Below are 18,407 nucleotides of genomic sequence, written 5' to 3'. Positions count from 1 at the left end.
TAGGCGGTCGCTTAAAATGTTGATGGATTTCTCAATGGCCATCTCTGTACTAGCGGAGATGGCCATTCTCTTAGGCAAAATTTCTTCCACAAGAGAACACGGGCGACAGAACGCAGTTTTCACTGCGCCGCTCGAGGTCCTAGAGGTCTCGAGCTGAAAACCACACTCCTATCCCGTTGGCAATGACGCCACACCAGGCTCGCAGACGGTCTGCGGGGAAGGGGTTTCGACCTGGCAGAGGAACCAATTGCGGAGGTTTTCACCCCATCGCTGTCGGTTCTTGCCTAGAGCCCGAGCGACATCTCTCCATTGAGCCCCTGCCAGGGCCGTCTTGCTCTGCTTTGGGGTGGCTGGCAGGTGCGAAAAGACGAGTCGCTCGTTGTGCCTCTTGACGAAGCACTGGGCACCCACTGTCTTCCAGGGGGTACCGTACAAAGCTTGCCGGCCCAACCAAAGCGCGGCGGACTCATCCATGCCGATTCGATTGGGACGGCCATATTTGGTGAAGCCTCCAACCGAACTGTACGAAGGGTTCACCAAATAGAGCCGAACATGGGCTTTTTCACAGGCACGGGTCATTAGCTCTGCGAACTGTGAGCTTGCAAACGAGCTCAGCATCTCGTTGTATCGCTTGTTGACGCCGCCGGCGCGCAAGCCAGCCTTCTTCGTCGCGAAATCCAGGTTCTCGATGGCTACCGCTATGCCTAGGCGCTTGGCGAGACGGACAAGCTCAGCGACGGTTGTTCCGATGATTTGCTTACGTACCGAATCGGAAAGGCCTTTCAGGTCCCAGTTGAGAAAGCCGCCTTGAGGATGGCCCTCCCGTAACCGGTTGCCATCGGGCTTCACCATGGCCCAGGCAACGCCCCGGGCATTCAAATCCAGTCCAAGGACACCAGCCTCTCTAGTGCGAGCGGTCTCTGGGTTGAAACCGGTGGGAACGTCAACGCTCGCCTGCAGATACCAAATGCGCTCGCAGGCCGGTGATAGCCTTTGCAAGAGCCGCATTGTGACAGGCCGCTTTCCAAAGGCGTCAATCAGCGCTGCGCGGGCCGCACCCCGATGCGAGGCAAAGTCGACCCCGTCAATCACAATGAACCGGCATTTCATGCGAAGGGGCATCACCTTTTGCGGCCCTCCGCTGCGAGGAATGCCCAAAGCGTCCATGCGTTCATGCGCAAGCTTGTCCGTCAACCGGACGCGCAACTGGTTGGTATCCGGCAGCCACTGTAGTTCGCTATTACCGCTGGGTTTAGCCGTATATCCTATCGACCAGACCTGACCGTTTCGGGCTGTGTCCCAGGCCTCGTGCCAATCCTCGACCGAGGCGAACGGCGTGGTCTCGGTGTTGTGTTCGCCGGGCCGCTGCCGAAGCAGCTTTTTCGAGCCAAAACAGAGACTGTAGCGGCCTTCATCCATAGCTTTAAGCAGCGAGGACAGCTTGCCGCGCTTGGCAGTCAGAACGCGTGCTTTTTGTGCGACCCAGTTGCGGCAAAATTCGAGTTCGCTATCGATTTCCCGTAGGCGGGCTAGCGTCGTAAGGTAGCGGTTTGAACGGGCTTTCCCCGGCTTCGGTGCGACTTTATCGCGTTGAGCGCGTAGCTTGGCCTGCCGTTTTGACAGGGCCAGAATTTTCTTGCCTTTGTCCGCTAGTGCGCGTTCGCGTCGCTGAACGGCCAGCTCAAGCTGATCTCGTTCGTACTTTTTGAGTTCGACCAAGCCTGCATGGCGCATTTCGGCTTGCGTCAGCATGGAATCGGCTTGATGCGAGGTAAAGCCTTCCCTCGTTAAGCTGGCGTAGGCGGTCGTTCGCGTGAGGTTTTGTCGATACAGAAGACTCCAAGCCTTACGCGCGCCCCACGACCAGCGCTCCGAGTTAACCGCCAACAAGGCTGCTAACTCGGGGGGGCAGATCGAGGCGGGTTTCAAAGGTGTGGAGCAAAGGCCTATCTGGGGTACTGTACGGATATACAGCACTCTATGCTTTTCTCGTTACCCACGTCAACACTTTAAGTGACCCCCTTGGGGCATGCCCCGCAGTGCCTCAGGCCCGCGCCGCGGCCCGGTCCTCCAGCAAGGCATCGCGATTGGCATAGCGCGACGCGATCACCGAGCAGACGATCAGCTGCAGCTGGTGATAGACCATCAGCGGCAGCACCAGCAGGCCCAGCGCCGGATGGCCGGCAAACAGGATCTTGGCCATCGGGATGCCATTGGCCAGGCTCTTCTTCGAGCCGCAGAACACCGCGGTGATTTCATCCTCGACAGAAAAGCCCAGGCGGCGCGCGGTCAGCGTGGTGAAGCCGAGCACCACGAACAGCAGCACCGCGGCGATCAGCATCACCGCGCCGATGGTCTGCCACTGGTACTGGTGCCACAAGCCTTCTGCGGTGGCGTCGCAGAACGACGAATAGACGATCAGCACGATCACGCCGCGATCGATCTTGTTGGTGATGTGCTTCTTCTTTGCCAGCCAGTTGCCGATCAGCGGGCGCAGCAACTGCCCCAGCGCGAACGGCAGCAGCAGTTGCAGCGCCACGCCGGTGAGGGCCTTGCCCAGCGGCATCGATGCGCCGCTGGCGCTGATCACCAGCCCCATCAGCAGCGGCGTCACCAGCATGCCGATCAGCCCTGAGATGGTGGCGTTGAAGATCGCGCCGGACACATTGCCGCGCGCCATCGAAGTCATCGCCACCGACGACGACACCGTCGACGGCAGCGCGCACAGGAAGAACACGCCCAGCAGCAGGTCGGGCGGCAGCGTATGGCGCAGCGACAGCATCAGCAGCGCGCCCACCATCGGGAACACCACGTAGGTGAAGATTTGCACGAAGACGTGCAGGCGCCAGTGCTTGGCGCCCGCCACCAGCTTGTCGCGCGACAGTGCCGCACCATGCAGGAAGAACACCAGCGCCACGCCGAAACTGGTCACCACGCCCAGGTGCAGCGGACCTTTGCCGGCGCCGATTCCGGGGGCGACCAGCGCGACGGCAATGGCCGTCAGCATGACCAGGACAAAGCCGTCGATCAGGTCATAGAGCTTCTTGAGGTTGCGGACAATACGGGACATGACTGCGGGTGGATCCTGCGATGTTAGGGTTTTGCCTAGTATTGGACGATAGCCGGGTCTAGAATGCAAATTCATTTATAGAATCTATTTATCCGGCCGTTGCATGAATTACACACTGCGCCAGCTGCGCGTCTTCCTGGCCGTCGCCAATAGCGGCGGCTTCAGCCGGGCTGCGGATGTGGTCGGCCTGACCCAGCCCGCGGTCAGCCGCGGCGTGGCTGAGCTGGAAGAAGCACTTGGCGTGCGCCTGCTGGACCGCACCACGCGCGAGGTGGTGCTGACCGACGCCGGCCATGCGCTGGCCCCGGCGCTGGAGCGCCTGCTCGGCCAGCTTGACGACACCCTCGAGGAAACGCGTCAGCTTGGTGAACGCTATCGCGGTCGCGTAGTGATAGCCGGAGCCCCGACCATCTCGGCCCGGCTGATGCCGCTGTACGTGGCCGCCTGCGCCGCCCAATACCCGGAGATCCGCCTGACCGTGCGCGACAACGTCCAGGCCGACGGCCTGGAGCAGGTGCGCGCCGGCGCGGTGGACTTTGGCGTGCTGATCGATCCGCTGGTGCGCGACGGGCTGCTGGTGGAGCCGGTGGCGACCGACCCGTTCTGCTTTGTGTGCCGGCGCGACCATCCGCTGGCGCAGTCCACGTCGGTGCCGTGGTCGGCGCTGCATGGCATGCGGCTGGTGCTGCTGGACTTTGCCTCGGGCAGCCGGCCGCTGATCGACCGCGTGTTCGGCCGCCATGGCGTGGTGCCGCAGGTGGTGCAGGAGCTGGGCCATTCGGCCAGTGTGTTCGGCATGGTCGAGGCCGGCATCGGCGCCTCGGTGCTGCCGTCGTTCTCGCTGCCGCTGCCGGCCGCGTCGCCGCTGGTTTGGCGCCCGCTGGTGCCGCGCGAGGAGCGCAGCATCGTCATGGTCCGGCGCGAGGACCGCTCACTGTCGCCGGCCGCGGCGGCAGTGTGGGATCTGGTGCGCCGCCTGACCGTGCGGGCCGAGGCGCCCGCGCTGGGCGCCGCGGCCTGACCCGGTCACGCTCCGTCAACGCGCGGTGACCATCACCGCCTCCAGTTCAAAGCTGCCGTCGGCCTGCACGCGATAGTGCTCGCGGACTTCCGCGGGCGCCACCTGCCACAGGTGGCGGATGGCATCGACCGCCACCGGCGCCGTGCGCATGCGCTTGACCCAGCTGTCGAACTCGATGCCGATGCGCCAGATCTCCGATACGGCGATGGCGTCGGCGCCAAAGCCCGCCGCTTCGAACATCGCCCGCCAGTCCGCCGGCGTGTAGTCGCGCACGTGCGAGGGGTCGCGCAGCAGTTCGACCGATTGCAGCCAGGTATCGCGCAGCGGGTCCGGCGCGCCGGCAATATCGATCAGCACCACCTTGCCGCCCGGCTTCAGCACGCGGCGCATCTCGGCCAGGGCCGCCGGCACGTCGCGCCAGTGATGCGCGCTCATGCGCGACACCACCGCGCAGAAGCTGGCATCGTCGAACGGCAACTGCTCGGCCGCGCCCAGGCGTGTGCGGATATTCGACAAGCCGCGTTCACGCGCCGCGGCCTCGACCACGGCCAGCATGTCCGCCGACAGATCGTAAGCCGTCACTTCGCCTGCAACCGCCGCGGCGGCGAAGCTGGCATGGCCGGCGCCGCAACCCAGGTCGAGCACGCGGCTGCGCGGGCGGTTGGTCTCGGGGATCAGGGCGGCCAGTTCGTCCTTCAGTTGCTGCAGGTCCGCGCCGCTGGCGTGGACGGCGCTGGTGAGGTAGGCGCTGGCGGTGGCGCCGAACTGGGCGGCGACGAGTTCCTGTTGCTGCATGGTGCTGGGCTCCTTGGGCCACGCCCTGGTGGGCCGGCAGTGTTCTTGTCGGGAGGAGGGGACTTGCCCGCAAGGCGGGTTCGGCATACTGTAGGCGGGCCATATTCCCGGTACAAGTCACCGATTTATCCTGGTATAAGTGTCACCAGCCTGTTATGCCCTTGCCTGTCGAGCTTGCCGATCCACCCCCCGCATCGCCATCGTCGCGCGAATCCGTGCTCGGGGCTTTCCTGCGCGCGCACCGCGAACGTCTGGCGCCAGCTGACCTGGGGCTCGCGCCTGGCCGGCGCCGCCGTACGCCTGGCCTGCGCCGCGAGGAAGTCGCGCAACTGGCGGGCCTGAGCACGACCTGGGTGACATGGCTGGAGCAGGGCCGGCCGGTGTCGCTGTCGGCCCGCGCGCTGGCCAGCCTGGCCGCCGCGCTGCGGCTGTCGCGCGCGGAGCGCGCCTACCTGTTCGAGCTGGCAGGCCGCCGTGACCCGCAACAAGCGGCGGGCGAAGCCGTGCCGCCGGCGGTGCTGGCCAGCGTGCATGCCATCGGGGGCCCGGCCTACCTGCTCGACCGGCAATGGACCGCGCTGGCTTGGAACGACGCCGCCGCGGACCTGTTCATCGGCTGGCTCGACGGCAGCGCCGAGCGCAACCTGCTGCGCGCGATGTTCCTGTCACCGGGGCTGCACGCACTGGTGGAAGACTGGCCGCACCGCGCGGCACGGCTGGTGGCAGAATTCCGTGCGCACAGCATCCGCCACGCCGACGAGGCGCCGACGCGTGCATTGATCGATGGGCTGCTGGCAGAGAGCGCGGCCTTCCGCGATGCCTGGCTGTCGCAGGACGTGGAAGACCGCGAGGGCGGGCGCCGCGGCTTTCGCCATCCGCGGCAAGGCGTGCTGCAGTTCGAGCAGCTCACGCTGGTGCCCGCGGCGGCGCCGGGGCTGATGCTGGTGATGCTGCTGCCCGGCTGAGCGGGCAGCGCCAGTCAATTACTTCGGCTGCATCCGGATCGCGCCGTCCAGGCGGATCACCTCGCCGTTGAGCATGGTGTTCTCGATGATCGAGCGCGCCAGCTTGGCGTACTCGGCGGGGCGCCCCAGCCGCGGCGGGAACGGCACCATCCTGCCGAGCGCGTCCTGCACTTCCTGCGGCATGCCCAGCAGCATCGGCGTCTCGAAGATGCCCGGGGCGATCGTCATGCAGCGCACGCCGTCGCGCGACAGGTCGCGCGCGATCGCCAGCGTCATCGCCACCACGCCGCCCTTGGATGCGGCATAGGCCGCCTGGCCGATCTGGCCGTCAAAGGCCGCCACCGACGCGGTATTGATGATCACGCCGCGCTCGCCTTCGCTGTCGGGGGTGTTCTGCACCATGGCCGCGGCGGCCAGGCGGATCATGTTGAAGGTGCCGACCAGGTTGATGCGGATGGTCTTGTCGAAGGCGTCAAGCGGGTGCGGGCCGTTCTTGCCGACGGTCTTGTTGGCGGTGGCGATGCCGGCGCAGTTGACGATGCCGGAGAGGCGGCCCAGCGCCTGGGCGGCGGCTACCACGGCCTGGCCGTCGGCCTCGGAGGTGACGTCGCAGCGGACGAACTGGCCGCCCAGTTCCGTTGCCAGTGCCTGGCCGGTGGACTCGTTCAGGTCGGCGATCACGACTTTGGCGCCGGCTTCGGCCAGCATGCGGGCCGTGCCCGCGCCCAGCCCGGAGGCGCCGCCGGTGACGATGAATACGTTGCCCTGGATTTGCATTTGGGGTGTCTCCTTTGGGGTTTGTTTGCCGTTTACGTAAACGTCAATTGGTTGGCGGTATTTTACGGGGTGGTGGGGGATGTGCAAGGGGGGGTGTTATGCGGTCGGACTCCTGGGTATGTCGGTCGGGTTTGATGTTGTCGTAGGTTGGACCGCCTGGTTCCGCCCTGCTGGGCGGGTCACTTTTTGTCCGAGCGACAAAAAGTAACCAAAAAACGCGTCGCCTCAGGCGGCTGGCCATCCATTCCTCGGCGTGGGTGGTTCCAGCGGCGGTGATTTCCGTTCGACGGGGTAGGTGGCTCAGGCCTGCTACGCTCCCGGGATGTGCCTGCTTCCACGGACTATTGGACGAACCCGACTTTAGGCGATTGGCAGCCTGCTAAACACCGCGTCGGTAGGACGCCTACGGCTGCGCTGCGCGCACTCAGTATCGCAGGACGGGGGCTCGGGCACGGAGTGCGTCGCTGCGCTCGCACGGCGCTGTCGCGGATGATGCCGGGCCAAAGGAAAACATCAGGACGTGGCCGCTGGTTCTGTCACGTTAGGACGTGCGCGCAGCGCAGCCGAAGGCGTCCGACCGACGACTTGGTCAGCAGGTTGCCAATAGCCTAAAGTCGGGTTCGTCCAATAGTCCGTGGAAGCAGGCACAGACAGGGTGCGTAGCAGGGTCGAACCACCGACCGCATGGACGGGAAACCACCGCCGCTGGAACCACCCCCACCGTGGAATTGGTGGCCAGCCGCCAGAGGCGACGCGTTTTTTGGTTACTTATATGAACGCGCCCCGGTTTGCAAGGTAAAGCCAACATCAGGCTTGGACAGGATTGGCTGCAGACTTATATCCGGCCTTGCGGTGCAGGCCTGGCCTGCAGGCCCTGATGGATTTCGCCGGGAGTGTCCCTATCTTTTCGCCGTGCTTTGAGCACCAGTAACCAATTGGGCTTGCACTCCCGCGGTCCAACCTGTTTTGCCATCACGCTGACATTACCGCCGCAACCTGTGGACGGGTTCCTTCCTTGCTAGCTCTGCCTGCCGTTAGGCAGGCCTGACCGAGACGTAGTCTCGGTCATAGGTTCGGTCGTGGGCCAACAGGGCCCAGATGGTACGCACCGTCTTGTTAGCCAGGGCAACAGCCGCGACGTTTTTCGGCCGTCGCTGGGCGAGGGTTAAGCTCCAGCCGGGCTGATTCTTGCGTCGCAGATGAGTGAGGACCACCCGCGCGCCGTGAATCAGCAAGGTGCGCAGGTAGGGGTCGCCGCGTTTGCTGATGCCGCTCAGCCAGACCTTGCCGCCGGTGCCGGTCTGTTTGGGCACCAGGCCAAGATAAGCCGCCAGTTGGCGCCCGGACTTGAAGGTGTGCGCGTCGCCAATGGTGGCGACCATGGCCGTGGCGGTAAGCATGCCGATGCCGGGAATGGCCAAAATCGTTTTACAGGCCCGATTCTGCCGACCCCAGGCATCAATGCGTTGATCCAGGCGAGCTATCTCTTGATCGAGCCGTTCGATGCTTTGCAATTGTTCGCGCACGAACTCAAACAGCAAGGGCGGCACGTCCTGTTCGAGTTCGTCCATTCGTTGCACGATTTCCTGCAGGCCAGCCCGCAGCCCCGGACGGATCCGGATTCCGAACTCAAACAACGTGCCGCGCAATTGGTTGACCAGCATGGTGCGCATCTTCACGCGCAGCTGGCGCATGGCATGCAGGCTGAGCACGCACTGCTGCGGCTCGGTCTTCGGTGCCACGAATGGCATCCCGGGCTGCTGCGCCGCGGTCCAGATAGCCTTGGCATCGGCCGCATCGGTCTTGTTCGTCTGCACGAACGGTCGCACGTACCTGGCGTGCAACAGCACCGGCTCATGACCCAAGGCTTGCAGTTGGCGGGCCCACCAGTGCGCGCTGCCACATGCTTCGAGCGCGATACGCCCGGGCTCGCGATTCGAGAGGAACTCCAGCAGCTTGGGCCGGCTGAAGCGGCGGTTGGAACACTTGCCCGAAGGCTCGACCCAATAGAGCTGGAAGACAGTCTTTGCAATGTCCAGGCCGTAAGTCGTAGTATTCATCTCGGGTCCCTCCATCCTCGCGTGGTTGGTCACACTCCCACTCTGGCACATCGATGCCGTTTCGTGATGGGGGACCCGCCTACCCTGTCACGTTTCCCCGGATGCACAGCTGAACTACCGGCGCCTTTGATCGGAGGGCCGGGGTGCGTTCATTCCATCTTTTTGTCGCTCGGACAAAAAGTGACCCGCCCAGCAGGGCGGAACCAGGCGGTCCAACCTACGACAACATCGAACCCGACCGACATACCCAAGCACGCCAACAAGCAGGAGCCCCGCCGGCTACGCCGGCGAAACACCCCACGCCAGCCAAGAACGATATCGAATCAAGTCGCCATAAAACAAAAGCGGCCCAAAGGCCGCTTTCATATCACATAGCAGAACAGGCAAAAAATTACTTCAACGCCTCAAACACCCGTGCAGTAATCTCATCCACATTCCCCACCCCCAGGATCTTCCGATACTTGGGCGGCGCCACCTTGGCCGAAGCATCGCCCTTGGCAGCCCAGTCGGAGTAGTAATCCACCAGCGGACGGGTCTGCTGCGAGTAGACATCGAGACGCTTCTTGACGGTCTCTTCCTTGTCATCGTCGCGCTGGATCAGCGCCTCGCCAGTCACGTCGTCCACACCTTCGGTCTTGGGCGGGTTGTACTGGACGTGGTAGGTGCGGCCCGAGGCCACGTGCACGCGGCGGCCGCTCATGCGTTCGATGATGGCGTCGAACGGCACGTCGATTTCCAGCACGTAGTCAATTGCCACGCCCGCGTCCTTCATCGCCTCGGCCTGCGGAATGGTGCGCGGGAAGCCGTCGAACAGGTAGCCGTTCTTGCAGTCGTCTTGCTTCAGGCGGTCTTTCACCAGGCCGATGATGATGTCGTCCGACACCAGTCCGCCCGCGTCCATGACCTTCTTGGCTTCCACTCCCAGCGGGGTGCCAGCCTTCACCGCGGCGCGCAGCATGTCGCCCGTGGAGATTTGCGGAATGCCGAACTGCTCGCAGATGAACTTGGCTTGCGTGCCTTTGCCGGCGCCAGGCGCGCCCAACAGGATCAAACGCATTTACGGGTCCTCAGAGTTTTCAATCTGGTATGGCGGGAGATCAGAAGGAGGGTAACGCCGTAACTTGACGCAGGACTTACTGCGGTCCTGTCGCGTTCTGACTGCGTTCAGCGCGGGCGCTGCTCAGGCGCGCCCACGCGTACGGCCGGTGGCGGCTGCCAGGGGGATGGCGGCGCGGCGACCGGACGGGCTCTATCTTTATCTCCCCACCGAGCCTTGGCCGGCGGCGCGATTGCTCGCGCCAGCCGGGCGGCTCTGTATCGGCATGCATTATGCCATGAGGCGGCGCGAAATCGGCCTGAAATCCGCCCCCCGGTTCAGGTTGCAGCAGTATGAACCTGAGCGGGCAGGCGCCCGCGCGGGGATTTTTATCAGGGGCCTTCCTGGGCCATCGACTGCGCCCACAGCGCGCGCACCCGTTCCAGGTCGGCCGGGGTGTCGACGCCGGGGGCCGGCGCGGCGCTGGTCTGCAGCACTGCAATGCGCTCGCCATGCCACATGGCGCGCAGTTGCTCGAGCGCCTCGGTCTGCTCCAGCGGCGCCGCCGCCAGGGTCGGGAAACGCCGCAGGAAACCGGCGCGATAGGCGTACAGGCCGATATGGCGCAGCACCGGCATGCCGGGCAGCGGCACCTGGGCCAGCGCCGCGGGCACAGCCGGCACGCCCGACCAGGCATCGCGCGCCCAGGGGATCGGCGCGCGCGAGAAATACAGCGCGCGGCCGGCGGCGTCGCACACCACCTTGACCACGTTGGGATTGAAGACGTCGGCGATGTCCTGCAGCGGGTGCGCCGCGGTGGCGATGGCGAAGTCGGCGTGATGCGCCAGGTGCAGCGCCACCTCGTCGATCAGCGACGGCTCGATCAGCGGCTCGTCACCCTGCACGTTGACCACGATGGCGTCGTCGGCCAGGCCCAGTTGGGCCGCCACTTCGGACAGGCGGTCGGTGCCGGAAGGGTGGTCGGCGCGGGTCAGCACGGCTTCGATGCCATGCGCGGCGCAGGCCTGCGCCACCGCGGGCGCGTCGGTGGCGACCACGGTGCGCTGCGCCGACGACGCATGCGCGCGTTCGGCCACGCGCACGATCATCGGGCGTCCGCCGATATCGGCCAGGGGCTTGTCAGGCAGGCGCGTCGAAGCGAGCCGCGCGGGAATGACGACGGTGAACGCCGGGACAGTCATGGTGCGCTCAGTTGCCGGCGGCAGGGGCATCCGGATTGACCACGCGGCCAGGCACCGACTGGCGGGCCTCGTCGGCCAGCATCACGGGGATGCCGTCGCGGATCGGGTATGCCAGCTTGTCGGCATGGCAGATCAGCTCCTGCGCGGCGCGGTCGTATTCCAGCTTGCCCTTGCACAGCGGGCAGACCAGGATTTCAAGCAGCCGGTTGTCCATCTCGGTGTTCCTCGTTGCGGCCGGCGGCGCCGGCGGTGGCAGCCGGCGCGGTCGGCGCGGGTTTGATTTGCGCCAGCACGGCGCGGCGGATTTTGTCGATCAGGCCGGCATCGATCATGGGCCTGGTGGGGACGACCCAGATGCGCGGGTCGTCGAAGCGCTCGCATTTTACGGCATCCTTCTCGGTAATCAGGATCACGTCGGCATCGAGCGCGTCGGGATGATCGGCGAACGGGTCGGCGACAAAGTCATAGTGGTCCGGCAGCGGCAGCGTCTTAGGCGTCAGGCCCGCCCCGCGCAGGCTGGCGAAGAAGCGCTCGGGGTTGCCGATGCCGGCGGCGGCCAGCACGCGCCGGCCGGCAAAGGCGCCGACCGGCCGGGCCATGGTGGGATCGGCGAGCTGCCAGGCGTCATCCAGTTCCAGCCGCATGCCGTACACGCCGGGCCGGTCGGGCGTGGCGCGGAAGTCGGGGTCGTTGATCAGGGTGGCGTCGCGCGGGCGCGAGAGCGGCTCGCGCAGCGGGCCGGCCGGCAGCAGCAGGCCGTTGCCGCCCATGCGCGAGTCGAACATCACGATCTCGAAGTCGCGCTGCAGCTTGTAGTGCTGCAGGCCGTCGTCGAGCAGCAGCACGTTGACGCCGGGGTGCGATACCAGCATGGCCTGCGCGCACAGCGCGCGGTCGGGGAAGACCCAGACCGGCACGTCGGTGGCGCGCGCGATCAGCAGCGGCTCGTCACCGACGTCGGACGCTTTCGAGGTCGGCTTCACCCGGCGCGGATGCTTCAGCTGCACGCCGTAGCCGCGCGATACCACGCCGGGCCGCAGCCCGGCTTCGGTCAGCGCCTGCGCCAGCGCGATCACCGCCGGGGTCTTGCCGGTGCCGCCCACGGTCACGTTGCCGACCACCACCACCGGCATCGGCAGCCGCGTCGACTTGAACCAGCCGCGCTGGTAGCCATGGCGGCGTACCCGCGCGATCAGTCCGAACAGCAGCGAGAACGGCAGCATCACCCACGCGAACCAGCCGCGGCGTTGCCACTGGGCGGTCACGAAGTCGGCAAGGGCATGTCGGGGAACGGGCATGGGCGCGGCGGGCGGTGGGTCCGAGGTGGCAGGCGGTGGTCGGGATGCGATTGTAGTGCGCTCGCGGCTTCGCCCCTCGGGCGGCCCAACCATTATGGGCATTGCACAGCGCATGCGGCAAGCCCGCGGGCCGCATGCGCGTGCGTGGCAGGGGATCAGCGCGGCTGCGCGCTCTGCGTGGCGAAGGTCAGGCGCGACAGCCCGGCCAGCCGCGCGGCTTCCATCACGTTGATCACGGCCTGGTGGCTGGCCTGCGCGTCGGCGTTGACGATCACCACCGGCGGCTGGCCGCTGGCGTTGCCGCCCCTGGCGGCGCGCAGCTGGTCGGCCAGGCTGGTGACGTCTTTCTGCTCCATCACCTGCCGGTTCACGGAATAGACCCCGCGCGAGGACACCGACACTACGATCTCCTGCGGCCGCTGCTGGGCGCGCTCGGCGTCGGCGGTGGGCAGCTGGATCTGCAGCTCGGTAAAGCGCGAATACGTGGTCGTGATCATCAGGAAGATCAGGATCACGAGCAGCACGTCGATCAGCGGGATCAGGTTGATCTCCGGCTCTTCGCGCCGCTGGCGGGAACGGAAGTGCATGGTGTTCGGTTCCGTGCGGCGATCAGGCGCGGCGCTGCGGCAGGATCGCGTCGAGGAACGACGTGGCGCGGAATTCCAGTTCGGCCACGTAGTCGTCCACGCGGCGGCGGAAGTAGCGCCAGAAGACCAGCGCCGGGATCGCCACGATCAGGCCGAAGGCGGTGTTGTACAGCGCCACCGAGATGCCATGCGCAAGCTGCTCCGGGCTGGCGCCGGTGCCGCCCTGGTTGCCGAAGATCTCGATCATGCCGATGACCGTGCCCAGCAGCCCCATCAGCGGCGCCACCGACGCAATCGTGCCGAGCGCGTTCAGGTAGCGCTCCAGTTCATGCGCGACCACGCGGCCGGCTTCCTCGACCACGTCCTTGGCGGCATCGCGCGAGGTATGCGGCTGCAGCACCACGTGGCGCAGGCCGGCGGCCAGCACCCGGCCCAGCGGCGAGTTCTGTTCCAGGGTGTTGACCACTTCCGGCGTGGCGCGGCGTTGCTGGGCGGCCGCCAGCGCTTCTTCGTAGAGTTTGGAAGGCAGGACCTTGCTGCGCTTGAGCGTAAGAAAACGTTCGACGATCAGCGCCAGCGCGATGATCGAGGCGAGCAACAGCGGCCAGATCGGCCAGCCGGCCGCTTGAATGATGGAAAACAATTGGACCCCCGCGATCGACAACCGGATAACAAAACCCCAAACCACCTGTCGGCATGCCTTGAGGCGCGTCTGGATGATGCCTTGCTGCGCGCTCCGGCATTGCTCTGAAAAATCAGGCGCCACTCTAACCTGCGGCCTGTCGCGCGGCAAGGGACGGCATGCGCGGCTGTCTCGGGCGCGCATCGCGCGGCCACCGCTTTCCACAGCGCGCAGGGACAGTGCTGTGGATCGATTGTGGAAAGCTGGCTGACAAGCCTGCTAACACATTGATCCGTAAGGGTAAAGGTGATGCTGCTTAAATTTTATGCAAAAGCCCGCCAACGGCCCTGCGGCGCATCGTGCACGTTGAAAATCCTGCCTTTCCACAGACGTGCAGAGTGCGTCAGTGCGCTGGCGCACCTTTGGGTGAGGCTTTCCACACAGCAGCGGGACAGTGCTGTGGAGGGCTTGTGGAAAGCTGCCTGAGAGATCACCTAAGTCGTTGATTTTAAAGATGCCATGTAGGTGTGCTTAAAAAACAGGCAAACAGTCGTATCAGTCTGGACGGTGCACTTCCCAAGCCCTGGCGCGGCCGGAACCGGTTTTTTCCACAATCCGCAGGGAGAGGATTGTGGACGGCCTGTGGATAAATCCGGGAGAAGATATCCAAGTCGTTGATTTTTATGGCTTCACCCAGGCCTGCCCGGAAATTGTGCAATCGCAGCAAAGCCGTTCCGATCCGGCCGGCAGGCCGAACTGCCGGGTGCCACGCGCAGGGTGCGGCGCTTTCCATGAGAGCGCAAGCGCTGCAAAGGCCACTCGCGCCAGAAAAGTGGGTATTGCAGCGCCTTTTATCCAGAGAAGCTGTGGATAACTTTGTGAACAAGCCTGGCGGGCGCCATGTAAGTCGTTGACGCAAAAGAGAAATGGTTATATTGCCTAATTTTTGTTTTGCTTCTAAATCGCATAAGAATCAACGGGTTGCACGAGTTCATGCGGCTTTCGGGGCAGGGCTCTGGCATCAGCGCTACCCCCTTGACATAGCGGTTATGCTGTGGACATGTCCCATTCACGCCGCTTCCCGCCGCTGCTCCATGTCTGACTTGCCGAATTTTTCGCGCGATCCTTCCTCCACCGCGCCGCGTAGCGGCCGCGATGTCATCCCCGTCGGTGAGTTGAACCACAGCATCGCCAGGGTGCTTGAACGCAGCTTTCCGCTCGCCTGGGTACGCGGCGAAATCTCAAATTTCACGCGTGCGGCGAGCGGACACTGGTATTTCTCGCTGAAGGATGCGCGGGCGCAGATCCGCTGCGTGATGTTCCGCGGGCGCAATCAGCATGTCGACTTCCAGCCGCGCGAGGGCGAGGCAGTGGAGGTGCGCGCCGTGGTCACCATGTACGAGGCGCGCGGCGAACTGCAGCTGGGCGTGGAGGCGATGCGCCGCGCGGGGCTGGGCAACCTCTATGAGGCTTTCCTGCGGCTGAAGGAGAAGCTGGCGCAGGCGGGGCTGTTCGCGCCGGAGCGCAAGCGCCCGGTGCCGGCGCATCCGCGCACGATCGGCGTAGTCACATCGCTGCAGGCAGCGGCGCTGCGCGATGTGCTGACCACGTTGCGCCGGCGCGCGCCGCATGTGCCGGTGGTGGTCTATCCGGTACCGGTGCAGGGCGCGGGCGCGGCGCAGAAGATTGCCGACATGATCGATGCGGCCGGCGCGCGGCGCGAATGCGATGTGCTGATCCTGTGCCGGGGCGGGGGCAGCATCGAAGACCTGTGGTCGTTCAATGAAGAGGTGGTGGCGCAGGCGATTGCACGCTGCGTGCTGCCGGTCATCTCCGGCGTGGGCCACGAAACCGACTTCACCATCGCTGACTTTGTCGCCGACGTGCGCGCGCCCACGCCGACGGGCGCGGCCGAACTGGTCAGCCCCGATCGCGCGCACCTGCTGGCGCAGGCCATGCGCGCGCGCGACGCGCTCACGCAAAGCATGCGGCGCGGGATGGACCTGCGCGCGCAGCACCTGGACTGGCTGGCGCGGCGCGTGCGCAGCCCGCAGGCGCAATTGCAGGAGCGGCGCGTGCGCGTCGACAATCTGGCGCGACACTTGCGGTCGGCATTGCGTGACACCGTAGTGTCGCAGCGCCACCGGCAACAATTGCTGGCAATGCGCTGGAGCGCGTGCCGCCCCGATGCCAGCGTGGCCCATGCCCACGTGACACGCCTGTGGCAACGGCTGCAGGCCGCCGCTGCGCGCCAGCACGAGCGCGCCGGCCAGCGCCTGGCGCGCAGCGCCGGCGCGCTGGAACTGCTGGCGCCACAGCGCACGCTGGAACGCGGCTATGCAGTGCTGCTCGACCAGCGCGGACGCGCGCTGCGTTCGCCCGCCGAGATCCGCGCCGGCAGCGTGCTTGAAGCGCATCTGGCCGAGGGTGTGGCCGACCTGGCGATTGCCGGCGTGCAGGCCAAGCTGCCGGAATTCTGAGGGCTCGCGCGGCGCCGGGAACGCCTCCCATTCGCGTCAGACAGGCCCGCCGGAAATCTCCCGGAAACCCCCGCGCGGACAAACTAACATCGGAGCAGGGGGCTTTGTCCCGTGGTTTGCGCGGGTCTTGCAAGTCCCCTACAATCGGCAATTCCGGACCTACAACCCCAACCCACAGAGACAGAACAATGGAACACAAGCTCCCCCCGCTCCCGTACGCGCATGATGCCCTGGCTCCGCACATCTCCAAGGAGACCCTGGAGTTCCATCATGACAAGCACCACCAGACCTACGTCACCAACCTGAACAACCTCATCAAGGGCACCGAGTTCGAGAACTCGACCCTGGAAGAGATCGTCAAGAAGTCGTCGGGCGGCATCTTCAACAACGCCGCCCAGGTGTGGAACCACACCTTCTACTGGGAATCGATGAAGCCCAACGGCGGCGGCCAGCCGACCGGTGCCCTGGCCGATGCCATCAACGCCAAGTGGGGCTCGTTCGACAAGTTCAAGGAAGAATTCACCAAGACCGCGGTCGGCACCTTCGGTTCGGGCTGGGCCTGGCTGGTCAAGAAGGCCGACGGCTCGCTGGACCTGGTGTCCACCTCCAACGCCGCCACGCCGCTGACCACCGACGCCAAGCCGCTGCTGACCTGCGACGTGTGGGAACACGCTTACTACATCGACTACCGCAATGCCCGCCCGAAGTATGTCGAGGCATTCTGGAATGTCGTGAACTGGGACTTCGCCGGCAAGAACTTCGCTGGCTGATCCGCGGACCAACCGCACCGCAAGAAAGGGCCGTCTGGCCCTTTTTTGTTTTCAGGCGCATCGTCGGCGCCGGGACGGGCAGCCGGATCGGCTGCGCAGACCGTCGTCGACAACTGTCCCTGCGAGCGAAGACCTTCAGCGGATTTGAAGAAGTCGCACAATGGGGCCCGTCCCGGGGCCGCGGGCGGGACCTTACGATGATGCGGTCATTACCCGCCGTATCGCAACTGCCCCATGACTTTTGTCGTGACCGATGCCTGCATCCAGTGCCGCCATACCGATTGCGTCGAAGTCTGCCCGATGTCGTGCTTCCACGAAGGACCCAACTTCCTCGCCATCGATCCTGACCAGTGCATCGACTGCTCGATGTGCGTACCGCTGTGCCCCGTCGGTGCCATCTACTCGGAGCATGACCTGCCCGAGGACCAGCGCCACTTCATCGCGCTCAATGCCGAACTGTCGCGGCGCGCGGACTGGTTGCCGCTGTTGAAAGCCAAAGGCCCGATCCCCGGCCATGAGCAATGGGCCGGTCATCCTGACCGTTTGTCGTTGCTCAAGCACTAGCGCTGCGGCGTGGCGCCGTAGTCCGGAAAGGCTTCTTCCAATGTCAGCACGGTGCCGGTCAGCGTGCCGTCATAGCCGGGCAGCGCATTGACGCGCAGGCGGAAGGCCTCGCTGGTGAGCGCGTCCACTGCGCCGGCCAGTGCCGCGCTGCGCAGCTTGGCACGCTCGATCGCAAAGAAGTAGCGCTCCTTGATCACGGGCACGAACTCGAGCCCGAAGCGCCGCGCCGCGGTTTCCACGCCAAAGCCCACATCCGCCATGCCGCTGCCGATATACGCGGCCACCGCGGCGTGCGTGAACTCGCCATTGCTGTAGCCCTCGATGCGCGCCGGGTCGATGCCGCGCGCGGCCAGCATCAGATCCAGCAGCAGCCGCGTGCCCGAGCCCACCTGGCGGTTGACGAAGCGCACCTCGCGCCGGGTCAGGTCCTCCAGCGTGCGGATGCCCAGGGGGTTGCCCGGCCGCACGAACAGGCCCTGGCTGCGCACCGCCAGATGCACCAGGCAGTGGGTGTCGGGCTTGAGCCAGGTGGTGAAGTGCCGCCACATGCCGTGCTCGAACTCGCCCACCGGCACATGGAAGCCGGCGATATCGCAGGCGCCTTCGGCCAGAGCCGCCACGGCCTCGACGCTGCCGCAGTACTTCAGGTCGTGCCGCACCTGCTGTTCGTCGAGGAAGTCGCGCAGCGCCGCTACCGCGAAGCCGTGGCTGGCATGCAGCCGCGCCGTGGCTTCGGGCTGCTCCATCAGCTTCTTCAGCTCGATCTCAAGCTCAGACGCCAGGCTGTCCAGCGTCGGCGACAGCCGCGCGCCGATGCGCTTGCTGGCCCACACCAGCTGCTGCGCCAGCGGCGTCAGCGCGCTGCCGCGCCCGCGTGTCTTGTCGATCAGCGGGCCGCCGAACAGTGCCTCGGCGTCGCGCAGGATGCCCCAGGCGTAGCGGTAGGACAGCGAGACCGCCTGTGCCGACTGGCTGATGCTGCCGGATTCCTCGATATGGCCAAGCAGGGCCACCAGCCGGGACACGTCCAGCGCCTCCCCTCCAGGGCTGGTGTCGTCCCGGATCTGCAGGTGCGGGTGGATCGAAATGCGGATCATATGTAGAAAATAGCTTATTGAAGGGGCGCTGTCACTCTCATATAGTCCTTCCAACGGGAAAAA

General features: G+C 65.4%; 17 protein-coding genes. 5 read left to right on the top strand and 12 right to left on the bottom strand.

Going from position 1 to position 18,407, the window contains the following annotated elements:
- Positions 1-168 precede the first annotated feature (168 nt).
- Together ACZ5MJ_RS15040 and ACZ5MJ_RS15035 are read right to left on the bottom strand one after the other, a co-directional pair.
- Positions 169-1,752 (bottom strand): hypothetical protein, encoded by a 1,584-nt coding sequence (locus ACZ5MJ_RS15040; protein ID WP_464220389.1) that lies wholly within the window; start codon positions 1,750-1,752, stop codon positions 169-171.
- A 292-nt stretch (positions 1,753-2,044) separates the two neighbouring features.
- The gene (locus ACZ5MJ_RS15035; RefSeq protein ID WP_464220387.1) at positions 2,045-3,070 is read right to left on the bottom strand and encodes a bile acid:sodium symporter family protein; all 1,026 of its coding nucleotides are present in this window, start codon (positions 3,068-3,070) and stop codon (positions 2,045-2,047) included.
- Positions 3,071-3,173: 103 nt separating this feature from the next.
- Here ACZ5MJ_RS15035 and ACZ5MJ_RS15030 point away from each other — a divergent pair, with 103 nt between their 5' ends.
- Positions 3,174-4,091 (top strand): LysR family transcriptional regulator, encoded by a 918-nt coding sequence (locus ACZ5MJ_RS15030; protein ID WP_464220386.1) that lies wholly within the window; start codon positions 3,174-3,176, stop codon positions 4,089-4,091.
- A 15-nt stretch (positions 4,092-4,106) separates the two neighbouring features.
- Here the strand turns inward: ACZ5MJ_RS15030 and ACZ5MJ_RS15025 are convergent, their stop codons facing one another.
- Positions 4,107-4,886, bottom strand: coding sequence for a class I SAM-dependent methyltransferase (locus ACZ5MJ_RS15025; RefSeq protein ID WP_464220384.1), 780 nt, complete (start codon positions 4,884-4,886; stop codon positions 4,107-4,109).
- A 155-nt stretch (positions 4,887-5,041) separates the two neighbouring features.
- On the opposite strand from ACZ5MJ_RS15025, the gene ACZ5MJ_RS15020 reads away from it, so the two are divergent.
- Positions 5,042-5,851 carry an MmyB family transcriptional regulator gene (locus ACZ5MJ_RS15020; protein ID WP_464220382.1) on the top strand — a complete coding sequence of 270 codons (810 nt, stop codon included), beginning with the start codon at positions 5,042-5,044 and terminating at the stop codon, positions 5,849-5,851.
- An 18-nt stretch (positions 5,852-5,869) separates the two neighbouring features.
- Here ACZ5MJ_RS15020 and ACZ5MJ_RS15015 read toward each other — a convergent pair whose 3' ends face one another.
- From ACZ5MJ_RS15015 to ACZ5MJ_RS14980, 8 genes are all read right to left on the bottom strand, one after another.
- The gene (locus ACZ5MJ_RS15015) at positions 5,870-6,628 is read right to left on the bottom strand and encodes a 3-hydroxyacyl-CoA dehydrogenase (protein WP_464220380.1); all 759 of its coding nucleotides are present in this window, start codon (positions 6,626-6,628) and stop codon (positions 5,870-5,872) included.
- A gap of 1,034 nt (positions 6,629-7,662) precedes the next feature.
- Positions 7,663-8,688, bottom strand: a complete 1,026-nt coding sequence (locus ACZ5MJ_RS15010) for an IS110 family RNA-guided transposase (protein ID WP_464220378.1) — start codon at positions 8,686-8,688, stop codon at positions 7,663-7,665.
- A 391-nt stretch (positions 8,689-9,079) separates the two neighbouring features.
- On the bottom strand, positions 9,080-9,745 hold the full coding sequence (gene adk / locus ACZ5MJ_RS15005; protein WP_464220376.1) for an adenylate kinase: 666 nt from the start codon (positions 9,743-9,745) through the stop codon (positions 9,080-9,082).
- A gap of 371 nt (positions 9,746-10,116) precedes the next feature.
- The gene (gene kdsB / locus ACZ5MJ_RS15000) at positions 10,117-10,926 is read right to left on the bottom strand and encodes a 3-deoxy-manno-octulosonate cytidylyltransferase (protein ID WP_464220374.1); all 810 of its coding nucleotides are present in this window, start codon (positions 10,924-10,926) and stop codon (positions 10,117-10,119) included.
- Positions 10,927-10,933: 7 nt separating this feature from the next.
- The gene (locus ACZ5MJ_RS14995; protein ID WP_013955684.1) at positions 10,934-11,140 is read right to left on the bottom strand and encodes a Trm112 family protein; all 207 of its coding nucleotides are present in this window, start codon (positions 11,138-11,140) and stop codon (positions 10,934-10,936) included.
- Entirely contained in the window at positions 11,121-12,224 is a 1,104-nt protein-coding gene (gene lpxK / locus ACZ5MJ_RS14990; protein WP_464220371.1) for a tetraacyldisaccharide 4'-kinase, read from the bottom strand. The genes ACZ5MJ_RS14995 and lpxK overlap by 20 nt, the downstream gene beginning before the upstream one ends.
- A 155-nt stretch (positions 12,225-12,379) precedes the next feature.
- Positions 12,380-12,811 (bottom strand): ExbD/TolR family protein, encoded by a 432-nt coding sequence (locus ACZ5MJ_RS14985; RefSeq protein ID WP_464220369.1) that lies wholly within the window; start codon positions 12,809-12,811, stop codon positions 12,380-12,382.
- A gap of 22 nt (positions 12,812-12,833) precedes the next feature.
- Positions 12,834-13,454 carry a MotA/TolQ/ExbB proton channel family protein gene (locus ACZ5MJ_RS14980; RefSeq protein WP_464220367.1) on the bottom strand — a complete coding sequence of 207 codons (621 nt, stop codon included), beginning with the start codon at positions 13,452-13,454 and terminating at the stop codon, positions 12,834-12,836.
- Positions 13,455-14,527: 1,073 nt separating this feature from the next.
- Between ACZ5MJ_RS14980 and xseA the strand changes: the two genes are divergently transcribed.
- The 3 genes from xseA to fdxA all read left to right on the top strand — a co-directional run bounded on the left by xseA (position 14,528) and on the right by fdxA (position 17,247).
- Positions 14,528-15,913 (top strand): exodeoxyribonuclease VII large subunit, encoded by a 1,386-nt coding sequence (gene xseA / locus ACZ5MJ_RS14975; protein WP_464220365.1) that lies wholly within the window; start codon positions 14,528-14,530, stop codon positions 15,911-15,913.
- A 188-nt stretch (positions 15,914-16,101) separates the two neighbouring features.
- Positions 16,102-16,683, top strand: coding sequence for a superoxide dismutase [Fe] (sodB, locus tag ACZ5MJ_RS14970; protein WP_078195403.1), 582 nt, complete (start codon positions 16,102-16,104; stop codon positions 16,681-16,683).
- A gap of 234 nt (positions 16,684-16,917) precedes the next feature.
- Positions 16,918-17,247: a ferredoxin FdxA gene (fdxA, locus tag ACZ5MJ_RS14965; RefSeq protein ID WP_464220362.1), complete on the top strand. Its 330-nt coding sequence runs from the start codon at positions 16,918-16,920 to the stop codon at positions 17,245-17,247.
- Here fdxA and ACZ5MJ_RS14960 read toward each other — a convergent pair.
- Positions 17,244-18,344: a substrate-binding domain-containing protein gene (locus ACZ5MJ_RS14960; RefSeq protein ID WP_464220360.1), complete on the bottom strand. Its 1,101-nt coding sequence runs from the start codon at positions 18,342-18,344 to the stop codon at positions 17,244-17,246. The genes fdxA and ACZ5MJ_RS14960 overlap by 4 nt on opposite strands.
- Positions 18,345-18,407: the final 63 nt, after the last annotated feature.

The sequence above is a fragment of the Cupriavidus sp. LA-1 genome (genome assembly GCF_055385985.1).
The sequence above is the reverse complement of the archived record's forward strand: the minus strand, read 5'-3'. Positions and strand labels throughout refer to the sequence as shown.

What these genes read in the sequence shown, in the direction of transcription:
- ACZ5MJ_RS15040 (WP_464220389.1), bottom strand. Translation starts at nt 1,752, where the DNA reads ATGCTGACGCAAGCCGAAATGCGCCATGCAGGCTTGGTCGAACTCAAA.
- ACZ5MJ_RS15035 (WP_464220387.1), bottom strand. Translation starts at nt 3,070, where the DNA reads ATGTCCCGTATTGTCCGCAACCTCAAGAAGCTCTATGACCTGATCGAC.
- ACZ5MJ_RS15030 (WP_464220386.1), top strand. Translation starts at nt 3,174, where the DNA reads ATGAATTACACACTGCGCCAGCTGCGCGTCTTCCTGGCCGTCGCCAAT.
- ACZ5MJ_RS15025 (WP_464220384.1), bottom strand. Translation starts at nt 4,886, where the DNA reads ATGCAGCAACAGGAACTCGTCGCCGCCCAGTTCGGCGCCACCGCCAGC.
- ACZ5MJ_RS15020 (WP_464220382.1), top strand. Translation starts at nt 5,042, where the DNA reads ATGCCCTTGCCTGTCGAGCTTGCCGATCCACCCCCCGCATCGCCATCG.
- ACZ5MJ_RS15015 (WP_464220380.1), bottom strand. Translation starts at nt 6,628, where the DNA reads ATGCAAATCCAGGGCAACGTATTCATCGTCACCGGCGGCGCCTCCGGG.
- ACZ5MJ_RS15010 (WP_464220378.1), bottom strand. Translation starts at nt 8,688, where the DNA reads ATGAATACTACGACTTACGGCCTGGACATTGCAAAGACTGTCTTCCAG.
- adk (WP_464220376.1), bottom strand. Translation starts at nt 9,745, where the DNA reads ATGCGTTTGATCCTGTTGGGCGCGCCTGGCGCCGGCAAAGGCACGCAA.
- kdsB (WP_464220374.1), bottom strand. Translation starts at nt 10,926, where the DNA reads ATGACTGTCCCGGCGTTCACCGTCGTCATTCCCGCGCGGCTCGCTTCG.
- ACZ5MJ_RS14995 (WP_013955684.1), bottom strand. Translation starts at nt 11,140, where the DNA reads ATGGACAACCGGCTGCTTGAAATCCTGGTCTGCCCGCTGTGCAAGGGC.
- lpxK (WP_464220371.1), bottom strand. Translation starts at nt 12,224, where the DNA reads ATGCCCGTTCCCCGACATGCCCTTGCCGACTTCGTGACCGCCCAGTGG.
- ACZ5MJ_RS14985 (WP_464220369.1), bottom strand. Translation starts at nt 12,811, where the DNA reads ATGCACTTCCGTTCCCGCCAGCGGCGCGAAGAGCCGGAGATCAACCTG.
- xseA (WP_464220365.1), top strand. Translation starts at nt 14,528, where the DNA reads ATGTCTGACTTGCCGAATTTTTCGCGCGATCCTTCCTCCACCGCGCCG.
- sodB (WP_078195403.1), top strand. Translation starts at nt 16,102, where the DNA reads ATGGAACACAAGCTCCCCCCGCTCCCGTACGCGCATGATGCCCTGGCT.
- fdxA (WP_464220362.1), top strand. Translation starts at nt 16,918, where the DNA reads ATGACTTTTGTCGTGACCGATGCCTGCATCCAGTGCCGCCATACCGAT.
- ACZ5MJ_RS14960 (WP_464220360.1), bottom strand. Translation starts at nt 18,344, where the DNA reads ATGATCCGCATTTCGATCCACCCGCACCTGCAGATCCGGGACGACACC.